Annotated in this window: 12 protein-coding genes; 6 read left to right on the plus strand and 6 right to left on the minus strand. The window is 71.6% G+C overall.

All coding sequences use genetic code 11. The annotated features are described in order from the left end of the window. Positions 1 to 8: 8 nt before the first annotated feature. The 3 genes from CLT71_RS16575 to CLT71_RS16585 are packed head-to-tail and all read right to left on the minus strand — an operon-like array spanning position 9 to position 3,150. A complete protein-coding gene (locus tag CLT71_RS16575) occupies positions 9 to 1,037 on the minus strand; it encodes an LLM class F420-dependent oxidoreductase (protein WP_101367907.1) in 1,029 nt (342 codons plus the stop codon). Next, complete coding sequence (locus tag CLT71_RS16580) at positions 1,037 to 2,329, minus strand: CaiB/BaiF CoA transferase family protein (RefSeq protein WP_101367908.1); 1,293 nt, start codon at positions 2,327 to 2,329, stop codon at positions 1,037 to 1,039. Before CLT71_RS16580 ends, CLT71_RS16575 begins: the two co-directional genes overlap by 1 nt. Next, a complete protein-coding gene (locus tag CLT71_RS16585; protein WP_101367909.1) occupies positions 2,329 to 3,150 on the minus strand; it encodes an enoyl-CoA hydratase-related protein in 822 nt (273 codons plus the stop codon). The genes CLT71_RS16580 and CLT71_RS16585 overlap by 1 nt, the downstream gene beginning before the upstream one ends. Positions 3,151 to 3,243: 93 nt before the next feature. On the opposite strand from CLT71_RS16585, the gene CLT71_RS16590 reads away from it, so the two are divergent. Beyond that, on the plus strand, positions 3,244 to 3,897 hold the full coding sequence (locus CLT71_RS16590; RefSeq protein WP_486483299.1) for a GntR family transcriptional regulator: 654 nt from the start codon (positions 3,244 to 3,246) through the stop codon (positions 3,895 to 3,897). A gap of 2 nt (positions 3,898 to 3,899) precedes the next feature. On the opposite strand, the gene CLT71_RS16595 is transcribed toward CLT71_RS16590, so the two are convergent. Further along, a complete protein-coding gene (locus tag CLT71_RS16595; RefSeq protein WP_101367911.1) occupies positions 3,900 to 5,390 on the minus strand; it encodes an aldehyde dehydrogenase family protein in 1,491 nt (496 codons plus the stop codon). Positions 5,391 to 5,467: 77 nt separating this feature from the next. Between CLT71_RS16595 and CLT71_RS16600 the strand changes: the two genes are divergently transcribed. After that, positions 5,468 to 6,619, plus strand: a complete 1,152-nt coding sequence (locus tag CLT71_RS16600; RefSeq protein WP_101367912.1) for an acyl-CoA dehydrogenase family protein — start codon at positions 5,468 to 5,470, stop codon at positions 6,617 to 6,619. Between the two features lie 91 nt (positions 6,620 to 6,710). On the opposite strand, the gene CLT71_RS16605 is transcribed toward CLT71_RS16600, so the two are convergent. Then, positions 6,711 to 8,858, minus strand: coding sequence for a 3-hydroxyacyl-CoA dehydrogenase NAD-binding domain-containing protein (locus tag CLT71_RS16605; protein ID WP_101367913.1), 2,148 nt, complete (start codon positions 8,856 to 8,858; stop codon positions 6,711 to 6,713). A 10-nt stretch (positions 8,859 to 8,868) separates the two neighbouring features. Further along, on the minus strand, positions 8,869 to 10,080 hold the full coding sequence (locus CLT71_RS16610) for an acetyl-CoA C-acetyltransferase (RefSeq protein ID WP_101367914.1): 1,212 nt from the start codon (positions 10,078 to 10,080) through the stop codon (positions 8,869 to 8,871). Positions 10,081 to 10,298: 218 nt separating this feature from the next. Between CLT71_RS16610 and CLT71_RS16615 the strand changes: the two genes are divergently transcribed. From CLT71_RS16615 to CLT71_RS16630, 4 genes are all read left to right on the plus strand, one after another. Continuing rightward, positions 10,299 to 11,462 (plus strand): TetR/AcrR family transcriptional regulator, encoded by a 1,164-nt coding sequence (locus CLT71_RS16615; RefSeq protein WP_486483300.1) that lies wholly within the window; start codon positions 10,299 to 10,301, stop codon positions 11,460 to 11,462. Between the two features lie 135 nt (positions 11,463 to 11,597). After that, positions 11,598 to 13,433 (plus strand): AMP-dependent synthetase/ligase, encoded by a 1,836-nt coding sequence (locus CLT71_RS16620; protein WP_101367916.1) that lies wholly within the window; start codon positions 11,598 to 11,600, stop codon positions 13,431 to 13,433. A 141-nt stretch (positions 13,434 to 13,574) separates the two neighbouring features. Then, on the plus strand, positions 13,575 to 14,234 hold the full coding sequence (locus tag CLT71_RS16625) for a permease prefix domain 1-containing protein (RefSeq protein ID WP_199187619.1): 660 nt from the start codon (positions 13,575 to 13,577) through the stop codon (positions 14,232 to 14,234). Between the two features lie 226 nt (positions 14,235 to 14,460). Then, on the plus strand, positions 14,461 to 16,689 hold the full coding sequence (locus CLT71_RS16630) for an MMPL family transporter (RefSeq protein WP_101367917.1): 2,229 nt from the start codon (positions 14,461 to 14,463) through the stop codon (positions 16,687 to 16,689). The last annotated feature ends 123 nt before the right edge of the window (positions 16,690 to 16,812 follow it).

Below are 16,812 nucleotides of genomic sequence, written 5' to 3' on the forward strand. Positions count from 1 at the left end.
CGGGTCGTCTACTGCGCCATGTCCTTGACCGCGGCGATGAGGCGTCGCGGTTCGGGGCCGAGCGGCGTCACGTTGAGGATGGTGACCCCCGCGTCGCGGTACGCCTGCACCCGGTCCCGCACGTACGCCTCGGGTCCGATCAGGCTGGTGCGCTCCAACAGCTCGACCGGTACGGCGGCGGCGGCCTCGGCCTTGTGACCGGCCAGGTACAGCTCCTGGATCCGGTCGGCCTCGGCGGCGTAGCCGTACCGGCACACCAGGTCGTGATAGAAGTTGCGCCCCTTGGCACCCATGCCGCCGACGTACAGCGCGACCAGCGGCCGGGCGAGGTCCCGCAGCCGCGTCACGTCGGTACCGATGGCGAGCGGTCCACCGGCGACGACCTCGAGCGGCCCGAGGTCTGCGGCCCGTTTCGCCCGGCCCCGGGCCAGGGCGGCACCCCAGACCTCGGCCGCCTGCTCCGGCGCGTAGAGGAACGGCAGCCAGCCGTCGGCGAGTTCGGCCGTCATCTGCACGTTCCGGTCGCCGAGCGCGGCCACGTAGATCGGGATCTTCTCCCGCACCGGACGGGTGAGCAGCTTCAGCGGCTTCCCCAGACCGGTGCCCTCCTCGGCGGGCAGCGGCAGCCGGTAGATGCCGTCGTTGACGAGCGTCTCGCGCCGCCACACCTGCCGGCAGATCCGGATCAGTTCCCGGGTACGCGCCAGCGGCCGGTCGTAGGCGAGACCGTGCCATCCCTCGATCACCTGTGGACCGGACGCGCCGACGCCGAGGATCGCCCGGCCGCCCGAGACCGCGTCCAGCCCGGCGGCGGTCTGGGCCAGCAGCGCCGGGGTACGGGAGAAGAGCGGCAGGATCGCCGACCCGATCTGCATCCGGGACGTCTTGGCGGCGAGGTACCCCATGATGGTCGGCGCGTCGAAGCCGTACGCCTCAGACACCCAGGCCACGTCGAGCCCGTCCTCCTCCCAGCTCGCCAGCACGTCCGCGCTGGTCCTGGGGTCCCCGGCGTACTCCAGTGGCACCGCGATGCGCATCAGTGACCTCCTCCGGTCTGGGTTACGGCGGCGCTGTCCAGCCACCGCGGAAGGTGCGCGCCGAGACCCCACTCGGCGAGTACCGTCTCGGTGTGCGCGCCCGGCCGGGGCGGCTCGCCGCCGATCGCGCCAGGGGTCTGCGACAGCCGGGGTGCCACGGCGGGCTGCCGGACACCGAAGTGCTCCTCGAACGTCCCCCGGGCCGCCAGGTGCGGGTGGTGTGGCGCCTGGGCCAGCGACAGCACCGGCGCCACGCAGGCGTCGGTACCGTCGAACAACTCCGTCCACTCGTCCCGGGTACGGGTGGCGAAGACCGCCGCGAAGCGCTCCCGCAACAGTGACCACCCCTCGACGTCGTACTGGGCCGGCAGGTCGGCGTCGGCCAGCCCGAGCACCCGCAACAGTTCGGCGTAGAACTGCGGTTCGAGTGCACCGACGGCCAGGTGTGCACCGTCGGCGGTGGCGTAGACGCTGTAGAACGGCGCCCCGCCGTCGAGCAGGTTCCGTCCCCGCTCGGTGGACCAGGCGCCTCCGGCGAGCAGACCCGAGAACATGGTGGTCAGGTGCGCCGTACCATCGACGATTGCCGCGTCGACCACCTGGCCGCGCCCGGTCGTCCGGGCCACGTGCAGGGCGGCCAGGCAACCGACGACGAGATAGAGCGCTCCGCCGCCGAAGTCGCCGACGAGGTTGAGCGGCACCTGCGGCGGCCCGGCCGGATGGCCGATCGGATGCAGCGCTCCCGCGACGGCGATGTAGTCGATGTCGTGGCCGGCGGTGCGGGCCAGCGGCCCGTGCTGCCCCCATCCGGTCATGCGGCCGTAGACCAGGGCCGGGTTGCCGGCCAGCGCCGCCTCCGGCCCGATGCCGAGCCGCTCGGCCACGCCCGGCCGCCACCCCTCGATCACGATCGCGGCCTGCCCGGTCAGCCCGAGCACCACCTCGGCGCCGTCGGGGTGCTTGAGGTCCACGACGATCGACCGTTTCCCCCGGTTGAGCAGGTCACGGCTCGGGTCGCCGGTAAGCAGCGGGCCCGGTTCGGGGCGGTCGACACGCACCACGTCGGCGCCCAGGTCGGCCAAAAGCATCGTCGCGAACGGACCCGGCCCGATCCCGGCCAGTTCCACGACCCGCACCCCGGCCAGCGGTCCGCTCCGGGCCTCCCCCTGCGGGCCGCTCGTGAGCGGCTCCGGGCCGGTCGTGAGCGGCTCCGGGCCGGTCGTGAGCGGCTCCGGGCCGGTCGTGAGCGGCTCCGGGCCGCGAGGCTCGGCTGACGGCGTCGGGCCGGTCATCAGCGCCCCCGGGCCGCGAAGCTGGGCTGACGGCGTTGGGCCTGCGCGGCGAGCGCCTCGCCGAAGTCCGCGCCGGCCAGGGAGGTGGTCATCAACCCGACCGCGTCGGCGGCCGCCTCGGCGATGCCGGTCTCCAGCCCCGAGTAGACCTGGCGGCGGATCACCGCCATGGAGGTCGGCGAGCAGGACGCGGCGAGGTCCGAGGCGTACGCCTGGGCTGCGGAGAGCACCTCGGCGCGCGGCAGCACCCGCTGCACCAGCCCCATCCGGAGCGCCTCGGCAGCATCGATCTTGCGCCCCGACACCAGCAGGTCCAGGGCGTTGCCCACGCCGACCAGTCGGGGCAACAGCCAGGCGCTGCCGTACTCGGCGACCAGGCCGAGCCGGCTGAACGCGGTGGCCAGCCGCGCCTCGGCGGCGAGGAACCGGATGTCCGCGTAGAGGGCGTGCACCAGGCCCAGGCCGGCGGCACCGCCGTTGACCGCCGCGACGATCGGGGTACCCAGGGTCATCGGCAGGTGCGGGTCGAAGCCCAGGGAGTGCACCAGTTGGTCCCGGTGCTCGGCGTCGAGCAGCGCTTGCAGGGCGGCCGGATCGGCACCGGCACAGAACCAGTCCCCCGCGCCGGTCACCACGACGGCCCGTACGGCCGGGTCGGCGTCGGCGTCCCGCAATGCGGCGTAGTAGCCCTGGAACATCTCCAGCGTCATGCTGTTGCGGTGATCGGGCCGGTAGAACCAGATGGTGCGAACCCCGTCGCTGGCGGTGGCGACCCGCAGGCCCGGCCCGGCCGGCTCGGCGTCGGCAACGGACGTACTCATCGGCAAAGCTCCCTGGTCGATAGCGGGCGAGACCTCGCTATTTTTGACATTTGATAATGTTATGGAGTGCCCGAGCGAAACAAGAGCCATGACGTGTCCCGTCCGCAGCTGTCGGAAACGGTGGCGAGCCTGCTGCGCGACCGGATCATGTTCGGGCAGCTGCGACCGGGCGAGCGGATCCGCCTCGAGGAGGTCGCCCAGGAGACGGGACTGAGCATCACCCCGGTCCGGGAGGCCCTGTTGATGCTGCGCGCCGAGGACATGGTCGAGCTACAACCGCGCCGTGGCCACGTGGTGGCCCCACTGTCCAGACAGGACATCTTCGACGTGTTCGGCCTGCAGGGGACCATCGCGGGTGAACTCGCCGCCCGGGTCGCCGTCACCATCACCCCGGCCCAGTTGAAGGATCTGACCCAGCAGCACCAGCGGCTGTGCCGGGCCGCCCAGACGCGCCAGGTGACCCGCGTCGAGACACTCGAATACGAGTTCCATCGGAGCATAAACCGGCTGGCCGACGCCCGTAAGCTCTCCTGGATGCTGCGGGCGGTGACCCGCTACACGCCGGCACGGTTCTACGCCGCCAGTCCGGAGTGGCGGGCGGCGATGGCCACCGATCACGAGGCGCTGTTGGCGGCGCTCGAGGCCAACGACCCGGAGGCGGCCCGGCCGATCATGGCCCGCCACTTCATCGACGGCGCCGAGCGGCTGGTCAAGCACCTCGACGAACTCGGCGTGTGGAAGGCGTGAGTTCACCGGCGACCGTGGCGCAGCTTGAACATCGCCAGCGCGGTCCGCATCGCGGACGCCGTGGGCCGCAACGTCATCACGTCGATCGCCGGCCGGAACCGCTGCCAGGTCACCGATCTGGACCGGCTGAACTCGCGCAGTCCGTCGGCGCCGTGGACCCGCCCGAACCCGGAGTCGCCGACGCCGCCGAAGGGCAGTGCCGGCACTCCGGCGTAGCCGAGTACCGAGTTGATCGACACCGCGCCCGCCCGCAGTCGGGCGGCCAGCGCCAGCCCGTGGCGACGACGACGCGTGAAGATCGAAGCGCCGAGCCCGTAGCCGGTGGCGTTGGCCCGCCGTACCGCCTCGTCGGCGTCGGCGACCCGGTTCACCACGATCACCGGGCCGAACGTCTCGTCGGTGACCGCCGCACTCTGCTCGGGTACGTCGGCCAGCAGCACCGGCTCGACGAACGGCGGACGTACCGAGTCGGCGCCACCGACGACCGCCCGGGCGCCCATCTCGATGGCGTCAGTGACGTGCCGCCGGATGATCTCGGGCTGGGTCGGTGTGCTCATCGGACCGTACGCCGCGTCCAGCTCGGCACCGGGTTTGACGTCCCGCATCAGGTTGGCCAGCCGGGTCAGGAAGTCCTCGTGGACCGGCGCCTCGACGTAGACGCGCTCGACTCCGGCGCAGGTCTGGCCGGCGTTGCCGAGACCGCCGAAGAGCGCGGCCCGGGCGGCCGCCTCGACGTCGGCATCGGCGGTGACGATCATCGCGTCCTTGCCGCCGCCCTCGATCACGACCGGGACGAGGCGCTCCGCGCAGGCGGCCATCACGGCGCGGGCGGTGGCCGCCGAACCGGTGAAGGCGACCTTGTCGACGGTGCTGCGGCACAGCGCGGCTCCGGTCGCCGCGCCGCCGGTCACGACCTGTAGGACCGGCTGGTCGGGCAGCAGCTCCGCCCAGCGCGCCGCGAGCCAGACCCCGACGCCGGGGGTGAACTCGCTCGGCTTGAACACCACCGCGTTGCCGGCGGCCAGCGCGTGCGAGATGGAGCCCATCGGGGTGTAGGCCGGATAGTTCCACGGCCCGATCACGCCGACCACGCCGTACGGCACGTACTCCACACTGCTGGCCTGGTTGAACGAGAGCAGTCCGGAGGGGACCGTACGACGCCTGAGCACCCGCTCGGCGTGCCGGGCGGCCCAGTCGAGATGCTCGATGGTGAGCATCACCTCGAGCAGCGCCCCGGCGATCGGTTTGCCCGTCTCGGCGCGGATGAGCTCGGCCAGCTCGTCGACGCGGTCGGCGACCAGGGCCTTGAACGCGAGCAGGTGACGTCGGCGCCGGCCGGCCCCCTGGGCGGCCCACCAGGCCGCGGCGTCCCGGGCGCGCTGCACCGCGGCCCGCACGGACGCCTCGTCCGCGAGGTCGTAGTCGGCGATCTGCTCACCGGTGACTCGGTCGACGACGTGCAGTCGAGGGGGTTGCTCAACGGTGGACGACATGAGCCGCGCCTCCTGACATTTGATATTCGATAGTCTAGCCTGGTTGTCAATCCCCTCGTCTGCTAGGAGGAACAGCTGTGGAATGGACCGACGAGCAACGATCCTTCCTGGCGGCCGTGCAGGACTTCTGCCGGCGCGAGGCCGGCACCCGCGCCCAGCGCCACGCACTCACCGACGGCGGGCGGGACAACCACAGCCCCGAGCTGTACCGGAAGATGGCCGACCTCGGCTGGCTCGGGCTCGCGCTGCCCGAGGAGTACGGCGGTGGCGGCGCGGGAATGGTCGAACTCTGCCTGTTCCTCGAGGCGACCTCGAAGGCACTCGCCCCGATCGGCGGCTTCACCACCTCGATCATCGTCGCCGCCGCGTACGAACGCTTCGGCTCGGCCGAGCAGAAGAAGCTGGTGCTGACCGGTGTCGCCCGGGGCGCGATCGAGGCGATCGCGATGTCGGAGCCCGAGGCCGGCTCCGACGTGGCCAACCTGAGCTGCCGCGCGGAACGCCACGGCGACGGGTTCGTCGTCAACGGGCAGAAGACCTGGTGCTCCAACGCCCACCTCGCCGAGCGCATCCTGCTCGTGGCGCGCACCTCCGGCCGGGCCGGTGAGCACGCGGGCCTGACCATGTTCCAGGTCCCGGCGAACGCACCCGGCCTGACCGTCTCCGGCATCGACACCATGGGCGGCCGCGAGGTCAACGACCTCTACTTCACCGACTGCGTGCTGCCCGCGACTGCCGTGGTCGGTCAGCTCGACCAGGGCTGGCGGCAACTGATGGCCGGGCTCAACCTGGAGCGGCTCATCCTCGCCAGCCTCATGCTCGGCACCGCCCAGCGCGCCTTCGACGACGTGGTCGACTACGTGAAGGCCAGGCGCCAGTTCGGCCGGCCGATCGGCTCGTTCCAGGTGCTCCGGCACCGGCTGGCCGATCTCGCCACCGAGATCGAGTGCGCCCGGTTGCTCGTCTACTCGACCGCCCGCCAGGTCGATCGGGCGCCGGACACCGTACTGCCCCGGGAGTCCTCGATGGCGAAGCTCAAGGCGACCGAGACCGCCCGCCGGGTCACCCTGGACGCCATGCAGATGATGGGCGGCTACGGGTACGCGACCGAGTTCGACATGGAGCGGCTGGTCCGCTCCTCGATCGTGTCGACCGTCTACGGCGGCACCAGCGAGATCCAGCGGGACATCATCGCCAAGACCTTCGGCCTGAGCGAGCAGCTGCGCTGACCGTGAGGGGTGGCCCGATGGCGGTGGCCGGCCGTCCTGAACGCACGGCGGCCACCGCCCTCCCACCCCCGGGACCGGCCGGGCAGCCGGACTACTCGAAGACCTCACCCCGGTCGGCCATGGCAAGCAGCAGCGGCGGCGGGTCGAACCGGTCCCCGTAGCGCTGCGCGAGTTCGCGTGCCCTGGCGACGAAGCCGGGCAGCCCGCCCCGGTACTGGTTGACGTACTGCAGGACACCGCCGGTCCAGCTCGGGTACCCGATGCCGAGGATGGAACCGACGTTGGCGTCGACCACCGAGGTGAGTACGCCCTCCTCGAGGCACTTCACCGACTCCACCGCCTCGACGAAGAGCATGCGTTCCACGAGGTCGGTGAAGGGCACGTCGAGGTTGGTACCGCCGAACGCGTCCCGCAGGCCCGGCCAGAGCCCGGCGCGCCTGCCGTCCCGGTAGTCGTAGAACCCGGCGCCGCCCGAGCGGCCGGGGCGGCCGTACTCGTCGATCATCCGGTCGATGACGGCGTCGGCGGCGTGTGGTCGCCAGGTGCCGCCGGCCGCGACGAGCGCCGCGGCCGTCTCCTGGCGGATCTTGCGGGGCAGGGTCAGGGTCAGCTCGTCCATCAGCGCGAGGACCGGTGCGGGGTATCCGGCCTGGCTGCTGGCCTGCTCGATCGTCGTCGCCGGGATCCCCTCGGCGAGCATCGACACCCCTTCGTTGGTGAACGTGCCGATGACCCGGCTGGTGAAGAAGCCCCGACTGTCGTTGACGACGATTGGTGTCTTGCGCAGCCGCCGGACCAGACCGAGCGCGCGTTGCACCGTGCCGTCGCTGGTACGTGCGCCTCGGATGATCTCCACCAGCGGCATCCTGTCCACCGGGGAGAAGAAGTGCAGGCCGATGAACTCCTCCGGCCGGCTGACGCCCTCGGCGAGCATGGTGATGGGCAGCGTCGAGGTGTTCGAGGCGATCAGCGCGTCCGGGGCGACCTGCTCGATCTCGGCGTAGACCTTGTGCTTGAGCGTGGGGTCCTCGAAGACCGCCTCGATCACCAGGTCGACACCGGAGAGGTCGGCGACCTCGGCCGTCGGGGTGATCCGGGCCAGGATCTCGTCCCGTTCGCCCGCCGTGAACCTGCCGCGCGCGACGGCCTTGTCGAGCAGGCCGACCGAGTATCCCCTGCCCTTCGACGCGGCTTCGACAGTCACGTCCTTGAGTACGACCCGCATGCCGGCCCGGGCGCAGACGTAGGCGATCGCGGCGCCCATCATGCCGGCACCGACCACGGCGACCCGGTCGAGCGGCGGGTGACCCTCGCCGATGTCCCGCTGGTTGGCGGCCTGGACGTCGAAGAAGAGTGCCTTGATCATGTTTGTGGAGATCTGGCCGACCGCCAGTTCGGTGAAGTAGCGGGTTTCGATCTCGAACGCGGTGTCGAGGTCGACCTGGGCCCCCTCCACGGCTGCGGCGAGGATGTTGCGCGGGGCCGGGTAGGGCGCCCCCTTGAGTTGCTTGCGCAGCGCGGCCGGCAGCACCGGCAACTGGACGGCGAGCGACGGAGTGCTCGGAGTGCCGCCCGGAATCCGGTGACCCGGGCGGTCGTAGGGCCGCGTGGCGTCCGGATTCGCCACGATCCAGGCGCGGGCCGCCGCCATCATGGCGGCTTCGTCGGCGGCGATCTCGTCCACGAGTCCGTGGCTGAGCGCGGCAGCCGGCCGGTGTCGCTGGCCGCGCAGCAGCCAGTTGGTGAGCGCCTCGATCACGCCGAGCAGCCGCACGGAGCGTACGACGCCACCGCAGCCGGGCAGCAATCCCAGGGTGACCTCGGGGAACCCGAGTTCGATCGTGGGGTCGTCGAGCACGATGCGGTGCTGGCAGCCAAGCGCCAGCTCCAGTCCGCCGCCCAGGGCGGAACCGTTGATCGCCGCGACGACCGGGCGGCCGAGGGTCTCCAGCCGACGTACCGCGCTCCGGAGGCGGCGCGCGTTCGCGGCGGTGGCTTCCGCGTCGGCCGGGGTCAGCCGCAGCAGGGAGGCCAGGTCGCCACCGGCGAAGAAGGTCTTCTTGGCCGAGGTGAGGATCACCCCGGCGATCTGGTCGCGCTCCTGTTCGAGCCGGGTCACCGTCGCGTCGAGACTGGCCGCGAACTCGGCGTCCATCACGTTCGTCGAGCGCCCCGGGTGGTCGAGGGTGAGCAGGACGATCCCGTCCTCGCCGCGCTCCCACCGGATCGTGCCGACCATTCGCCGCTCCTCAGACTCGTTCGATGACTGTCGCGATGCCCATTCCGCCGCCGACGCAGAGCGTGGCCAGCCCGTACCGGCCGCCTCGCCGTTCGAGTTCGTCGACGAGGGTGCCGAGAATCATGGCGCCGGTGGCGCCGAGCGGGTGTCCCATCGCGATGGCCCCACCGTTGACGTTGACGATGTCCATGCTCAGCCCGAGGTCGTCGACGAAGCGCAGCACCACCGCCGCGAACGCCTCGTTGATCTCGACCAGATCGAGATCGTCCACACCGAGGCCGGCCCTGGCCAGTGCCTTGCGCGCGGCTGGGGCCGGCCCGGTGAGCATGATTGTGGGGTCCGCGCCGCTGAGCGCGGTGGCGACGATCCGGGCCCGCGGGGTCAGGCCGGCGGCCGCACCCGCCGACTCGTTGCCGATCACCACGAGCGACGCCCCGTCGACGATCCCGGAGGAGTTGCCGGCGGTGTGCACGTGCTCGATCCGCTCCACCCAGTGGTACCGCTGCAACGCGACCGCGTCGAAGCCCAGCTCGCCGACGGCGGCGAACGAGGCCGGCAGTGCGCCGAGGCCCTCGGCGGTGGAGTCGGGTCGGATGTGTTCGTCGTGGTCGAGCACCACCAGGCCGTTGCGGTCCCGCACCGGGACCACCGAGCGGGCGAAGTAGCCGTTCGCCCAGGCCTTGGCGGCGCGGGCCTGCGACTGGAGCGCGTAGCGGTCGACGTCTGACCGGGTGCGGCCGTCGAGGGTGGCGATGAGGTCGGCCCCGACGCCCTGCGGCACGAAGCCGGTGCCCAGGTTGGTCTCCGGGTCCAGCGCCCACGCACCGCCGTCGGACCCCATCGGCACCCGGGACATCGACTCGACACCGCCGGCGAGGACCAGGTCCTCCCAGCCCGAGCGCACCTTCTGCGCGGCGATGTTCACCGCTTCCAGGCCCGAGGCGCAGAAGCGGTTGACCTGGACCCCGGCCACCGTGTCGGGCAGGCCGGCCGCGAGGGCCGCCGTCTTGGCGATGACCGCACCCTGGTCGCCGAGCGGGGAGACCACACCGAGTACGACGTCGTCGATCCGGGCCGGATCCAGCCCTGGCATGCGTCCCCGCACCTCGTCGATCAGGCCGACGACGAGCGAAACCGGCTTAACCCCGTGCAGCGATCCGGTCCGTTTGCCCCGGCCGCGCGGTGTGCGTAGCGCGTCGTAGATGAACGCTTCGGTCGCCATGCCCCTCAGCCCCTTGATGCTCGCGATAATGCGAATCTTCCCTAACTTTCATCGAGTACTCCGCAGCTTGTCAAGACACCCCACCGGCGAAGCCCGCTGGCTGTCGCGGCCTCTGGGCTCAGCCCGGCGACAACGAGGCCCCTGGCCTGCACCACCGATCCGCGACGGAGCGCTAACGTGTAGGGGTGCGGACAGCGGCGGGCGGGGCGGGACCGGGCTTGACTAAACGGCCGAAGGACCGCAAAGACCGCATCGCCCTGGCCGGCGCGGAGCTGTTCTGCGAGCGCGGCTACCACGGTGTCTCCGTCGACGAGATCGCCGCCGTGGTCGGGATCAGCGGCCCGGCGGTGTACCGGCACTTCCCGAACAAGTACGCGATCCTGGTGCACGCCACCCGCGACATCACCGGCGCGCTGCTGGCCGCAACCGCCGACCCGACCGCGACCGCCACCGAGGACGTGCTCGACGAGATGCTCCGCGCGCTCGCCAGCGTCATCGTGGAGAAACGGCGCGTCGGCGGCCTCTACCAGTGGGAGGGGCGCTATCTCACCAGGGAGCACCGCCGCGAGTTCGGCACCAGCCTGGCCACACTTGTCGGCCGCATCGCCGAGCCGCTGCGCAGGCTGCGCCCCGAGTTGGGCGCCGGTCAGGCGGAGCTGCTTGTCAACGCGGCACTGAGCGCCTTCGGCAGCGTCACCACCTACCGGGCGGCCACCAGCGGCGCCGACATCGGGCAACTGCTCGTCCGGGTCGCCTGGACCCTGCTGAGGGCCGACGCCCCACAGTTGCCGCCGCCACCCCGGGCAGCCTCGACCACGGCCCCGGTGCGGCCGGCGTCGCGGCGCGAACTGCTGCTCACCGAGGCGATCCGGCTGTTCCACAGGCACGGGTACCACGCCGTCGCCGTGGAGGACATCGGGCGGGCCGCCGGCATGCAGGCGTCGAGCGTCTACCGGTACTTCCCGAGCAAGGCCGACCTGCTCGCCGCCGCGTACTTCCGGGCCACCGACCGGCTCACCGGCGCGACGACCTCGGCCATCGCCGAGGCGAGCGACCCGGCCGACGCCCTGCACCGGGTCGTGCGGGCCTACATCGACTTCGCCTTCGGCCAGAGTGACCTGGTCGCGGTCTACCTGGCCGAGAACAACAACCTGCCCGACTCCGACCGGCACCAACTGCGTGGTGCGCAGCGGATGCACGTCGAGGAGTGGGTGCGGCTGGTCGGGGCGGCCCGTCCCGACGTGCCGGTCGCGGACGCCCGGGTGCTGGTGCACGCCGCCCTCAACGTCGTCACGGACATCGGCCGGCTGGGCAACTTCGACCGCACCTCGGGGTACGACGCGCAGACCGCTCGCCTCGCCCTCGCGGCGCTGTACGCCTGACCAACCCCGGCACGAAACCGGCATTTACATCGGCAGTCGGCGATAAGTGCATGCTCACTACAGCACTCTTCCCAAGAAGTTAACGCCAAGTTACAGTCCCAACAGCTGAGCCATCCCGGCGGAGGAGGCTGTTCCTTGACTGCGACCGTAGATCTCGCGAAGCGCTGTGCGGACACTGCCGCCGGCCTGACCATTCCCGAACTGCTGCACCGCAACGCCACCGTCCACCCCGACCGACCGGCGCTGAGCACTTTCGACGGCGAGGGCGCCGAGGGCGTACTCACCTGGCGGGAACTACACGATCAGGTCGCCGCGCTGGCCTGCGGACTGCACGGACTGGGGCTCGGCCCCGGCGACCGCATGATCATCATGATGCCCAGTCGGGTCGAGCACTGGGTCGTCGACCTGGCCGCCGCGCACCTCGGTGCCATCCCGTGCACCGCCTACGCGACGTTGAGCACCGACCAACTGCGTTACGTGGCGCAGCACAGCGCGGCCACGGTACTCGTGCTCAACGGCGCGCCCGAGTTGGAGCGCTGGCGGGAGGTCCTCCGGGACCTGCCCAGACTCCGGCACGTGATCGTGGTCGACGGCACGGCACAGCCCGGTACGACATCGCTGGCGACGGTCGCCGAGTACGGGGCGGCGACGCTCGCCGCCGAACCGGACACCTTCGAGACGCTCTGGCGGCAGGTGCACCCGGACCAGTCGGTCACGCTGCTCTACACCTCCGGCACCACCGGCGACCCCAAGGGCGTCCTGCTGACCCACCACAACGTGATCTACCAGTGCGCGGTCCTGGAGGCGACCGTTGCGGTGCCCGATCATCCGCGCACCCTGGCCTACCTGCCGCTGGCACACATCGCCGAGCGGGTGCTCGGCATCTACAACCTGGTCTACCGGGCCGGGCACGCCACGATAGTGGCCGACCCCAGGCAGTTGGTGCCGGCGTTGCGCGCGGTCAGGCCGCACTCGTTCTTCGGCGTGCCCCGGGTCTGGGAGAAGATGGCCGCCGGGATCCAGGCCCAACTCGGCACCGCCGACCCCGCGGTGCGGACGGCGTTCGAGGCCGCGAGCGCACTGGCCCGGGAGAGCTACCACGCCAGGTCCGAGGGGAAGGCGCTCCCCGACGACCAGGCGGCCCGGCTGTCCGAGTTGGACGCCAAGGTACTGCGGCCGATGCGCGCCCTGCTCGGCCTGGACGAGATGGTCTGGGCCGGCAGCGGCGCCGCGCCGATCCCCGTCGACGTGCTGCTGTTCCTGGCCGGCCTCGGCGTCGACGTCCTGGAGGTCTGGGGCATGACCGAGACGACAGGCACCGCGACCATCAACACCCCGACGACGTTCCGCCCCGGCACCGTCGGCCGGATCAACGCCGGCATGGAACTCCGGCTGCTCGACGACGGCGAGATCCAGGTGCGCGGGCCGCTGGTGTGCCAGGGCTACCTGCGCGCCGACGGTGGGGTCGAGCCGGTCGTCGACGACGACGGTTGGCTCTCCACAGGCGACATCGGAGTCCTCGACGACGACGGGTTCCTCACGATCACCGACCGCAAGAAGGAACTCATCATCAACTCCAGCGGGAAGAACATCTCCCCCGCACAGATCGAGAACCTGCTGCGGGTCAACCCGCTCATCGGACAGGCCGTCGCGATCGGCGACCGGCGGCCGTACATCACCGCGCTGATCGTGCTCGACGAGGAGGTGGCGCCGATCTGGGCCGCCGCACAGGGGCTGCCCGACAAGCGGATCGAGGCGCTCGCCGAGAACAGCACAGTGCACGCCGCGGTGGCCTCGGCGGTCGCCGCCGTCAACGAGAAGCTGTCCAGGCCGGAACAGATCAAGGCATTCCGGATCATGCCCTACGCGTGGACCCCGGAGACCGGCGAGTTGACCCCCTCGCTCAAACTTCGCCGCCGCATCATCGTCGACAAGCACGCGTCGGTCATCGACGCCCTATACGAGGAGTAGCCCGCCTTCCGGGCCCGCGCCGTACCCGCACCGTCGCGGGCCCGCTCAGGGTGCGGGTCAGGGGAATCTCGGGGTCGGGCGAGTTTCGTCCCGGCCGGTGAGCCGGGCATACTGGGGCACCGGTACCAGAGAAAGTGAGCCGTGGCCCCCGCGATAGACGGATACCTCGCCGAACTCGACCGCGCCCTGCGAGGGCCGCGGCGGGTCAAGAACGGCCTGCTCCGGGAAGCCCGGGACAGCCTGGTGGACGCGACCGAGGCGTACACGGATCTCGGTCTGCCGCCCGAGGCGGCGGCCCGGCGTGCGGTACACGACTTCGGTGAGGTCTCCCGGATCGCCCCCGGTTACCAGGCCGAACTCGCGCTGGCCCAGGGCCGGCAGACGGCGCTGCTCGCCTTCGTCATCCTCGTCGTGCAGCCGCCGGTCTGGCACCTGGTCGCCTGGCAGGTGGCCGAGCCCGACCCGCTGCCCGGGCTGGCCGGTGTCCTCAATGCGCTGGTGAGCTGGCTGGGGATGCTGGCCGTGGTCGTCTCACTGCTCGCCGCCTGGGCCACCGGCACCGGGGTACGCCGACTCGGCACCGGCCCCCGGCGAATCCGGTTCACCGGCATCTTCGCCTGCACCGCGGCGGTCATCTTCAGCACGATCGGCGTGCTGCTCGCGCTGGTGAGCCCGATCACCGATCCACTGGGCCTGGCCCGGTTGCCCATCGTCGTGGTCGTGCTGATCCTGCCGATGCTGCTGGTGGCCCGCAACGGGGCCCGCTGTCTCACCACGGCACGCGCGGCCTCCTTCCGTTGATCCCACGCCTGCTCTGATCCCAGCCCTGCCCCGCTGATCCCGAGCGTGGGCTGATCCCACTCCTCTCCACCCCTGCGCGTTGCTCCGCCTCCGCCCCGCGCTCCGGCGAACCCCGTCGCTTATGTAGTTATGCTACATGTAGATTGCTAACTCATCGACCGACCCATCGACGAGCGGGGCACGGAGCGACAAGCGGACAGACCTCAGAACCCGAGGAGAGCGGACAATGCACACCGAATCAACTCCTACCGGGCGGTCCGGCGGCGAAGCGCCGGACCGCCCGGAGCCGGCCGGAGCAGCCGGATCCGGTTTCTTCGCCCGGCTGGCCGGCTGGGCGTACCGGCGGCGCTGGGTCGCCCTGCTGAGCTGGGTCGTCATGCTGGTCGGCCTCGCCGTGGCGGCGCAGGCGGTCGGCGCGGACTACCACAACGACCATTCGCTGCCCGGCACCGAGTCACAGGCCGCCACCGACACGCTCCAGGAGCACGGCTCGCGCCGGACGGAGGGCAGCGTCCAGATCGTCCTGCACCACCCCGGCGGCCTTGCCACCGACGAGGTCCGGCGACGCGTCGAGCCGATGCTCGGCGAGGTACGCGGGATGGCCTCGGTGGCCGAGCTGACCAGCCCGTACGAGGACCCGCAGGCGGTCTCCGCCGACGGTACCGTCGGGTACGCCACGGTGACGCTGGACAGGTCCAGCGAGGAGGTACCGGCGGAGGACGTACGGGCCGTCATCGAGACCGCCCGGGCGGCAGCCGGGGACGGGTTGCGGGTGGAGTTGGCCGGTGACCCGGTCCGGGTCGCCCAGGAGAGCGAGGGTGGCGCGGCGGAGGGCGCCGGCCTGCTCGCGGCACTTGTCATCCTGGTGATCCTCTTCGGTTCCCTGCTCGCCGCGGCACTGCCGATCGGGATCGCGATCTTCGCGGTGGGCAGCACGCTCAGCCTGGTCGTACTCGCCTCGCACGTCGCGACGATCGCCGACTACACCGCCCCGCTGATGGCGCTGGTCGGGCTCGGCGTCGGCATCGACTACGCACTGCTGGTCTTCTCCCGCTTCCGGTCCGAGTTGCTGGGCGGTGCCGACCGGGCCACCGCCACCCGGATCGCCCTGGACAGTGCCGGGCGTACCGTCTTCTTCGCCGCCTGCACGGTAGTGATCGCCCTGCTCGGTCTCGTCGTGCTCGGCCTCGGCTCGCTCCAGGGCGTCGCCGTGGCGGTGGCGCTGACGGTGCTGGTCACCATGCTCGCCTCGCTCACCCTGCTGCCGGCGCTGCTGGCCATCGTCGGCGATCGCGTCGAGCGGGCCGTACGGCGTCGCGCCGAGCGGGCGAAGCGGGCCGAGGGCACCGGATGGCGGCGCTGGTCCGGCTTCCTGCAGCGCCGGCCCTGGCTGGGCCTGCTGCTGCCCACCGCGCTGCTGGTGCTGCTCGCGGTACCGGCCCTGGACATGCGGTTGGGCTTCGCCGACGCCGGCAGCGACGCGCCGACCTCGACCAGCCGGCAGGCGTACGACCTGATCTCGACCGGCTTCGGCCCGGGGCAGAACGGTCCGCTGGTGGTGGTCGTCGAGGGCGGCCAGCCGGCGGCGACCGAGGTGCGGGCCGCCCTGACCGGGGCGGCCGGGGTCGCGGCGGTCACCCCGCCGTTCCCGACACCCGACGGGCAACTGCACACGCTGCTGATCTTCCCCACCTCCGCCCCGCAGGACGCGGCCACGATGGACCTGGTGGAGCGGCTCCGTGCCGAGGTGCTGCCGCCGGTGGAACGGAACACCGGGGTACCGGTCTCGATCGGCGGCGGTACGGCGGCGGCTGTCGACTTCGCCGACGCGGTCTCCGACCGGCTGCCGCTCTTCGTGATCGTGGTGGTGGGCCTCTCCGCGCTGCTGCTGGTGGTCGTCTTCCGGTCCCTGCTCATCCCGGTCAAGGCGGCTGTGCTCAACCTGCTCAGCGTGGCCAGCGCCCTCGGTGTGATCACCTACGTGTTCCAGTACGGCAACCTGGGCGTCCAGCCCGGTCCCATCGAGGCGTTCGTACCCGTACTGATCTTCGCCATCGTCTTCGGGCTCTCGATGGACTACGAGGTCTTCCTGGTGTCCCGGATGCACGAGCACTGGGAGCGGCACCGCGACGCCTCCGCCGCGATCCGGGAGGGCCTGGCCACCACCGGACGGGTGGTGACGGCCGCCGCCGCCATCATGATCGTGGTCTTCGCCGCCTTCCTCTTCGACCCGGGCCGGATGCTGCAACAGTTCGGGCTCGGCCTGGCGGTCGCGATCTTCGTGGACGGTTTCGTCATCCGCTGCCTGATCCTACCCGCGGTGATGCAGCTCTTCGGCGCCCGCGCCTGGTGGCTGCCGTCCTGGTTGGACCGTCGGCTGCCCAGGGTCGCCCTGGAACGCCCCGAGCCGGCCACCCCGACCAGCGCCGGGATCCCGAGCTCCACTCTGGTCTGACCGGTACCCCCGTCGTCCGGCTCGATGGCCCCCCACCTCGGCCGGACGACGCTCCCCGCGGTGCCCGGAGGCGGCCTGTCCGCCGCCTCCGGGCACCGCCATCCGGCGATCGACGTGGCCAAC

This window comes from Plantactinospora sp. CNZ320, from assembly GCF_002846275.1.

Excerpts from the sequence above, each read along its gene's own strand:
- CLT71_RS16630 (WP_101367917.1), top strand. The coding sequence starts at position 14,461 with ATGCACACCGAATCAACTCCTACCGGGCGGTCCGGCGGCGAAGCGCCG.
- CLT71_RS16575 (WP_101367907.1), bottom strand. The coding sequence starts at position 1,037 with ATGCGCATCGCGGTGCCACTGGAGTACGCCGGGGACCCCAGGACCAGC.
- CLT71_RS16605 (WP_101367913.1), bottom strand. The coding sequence starts at position 8,858 with ATGGTCGGCACGATCCGGTGGGAGCGCGGCGAGGACGGGATCGTCCTG.
- CLT71_RS16595 (WP_101367911.1), bottom strand. The coding sequence starts at position 5,390 with ATGTCGTCCACCGTTGAGCAACCCCCTCGACTGCACGTCGTCGACCGA.
- CLT71_RS16580 (WP_101367908.1), bottom strand. The coding sequence starts at position 2,329 with ATGACCGGCCCGACGCCGTCAGCCGAGCCTCGCGGCCCGGAGCCGCTC.
- CLT71_RS16610 (WP_101367914.1), bottom strand. The coding sequence starts at position 10,080 with ATGGCGACCGAAGCGTTCATCTACGACGCGCTACGCACACCGCGCGGC.
- CLT71_RS16585 (WP_101367909.1), bottom strand. The coding sequence starts at position 3,150 with ATGAGTACGTCCGTTGCCGACGCCGAGCCGGCCGGGCCGGGCCTGCGG.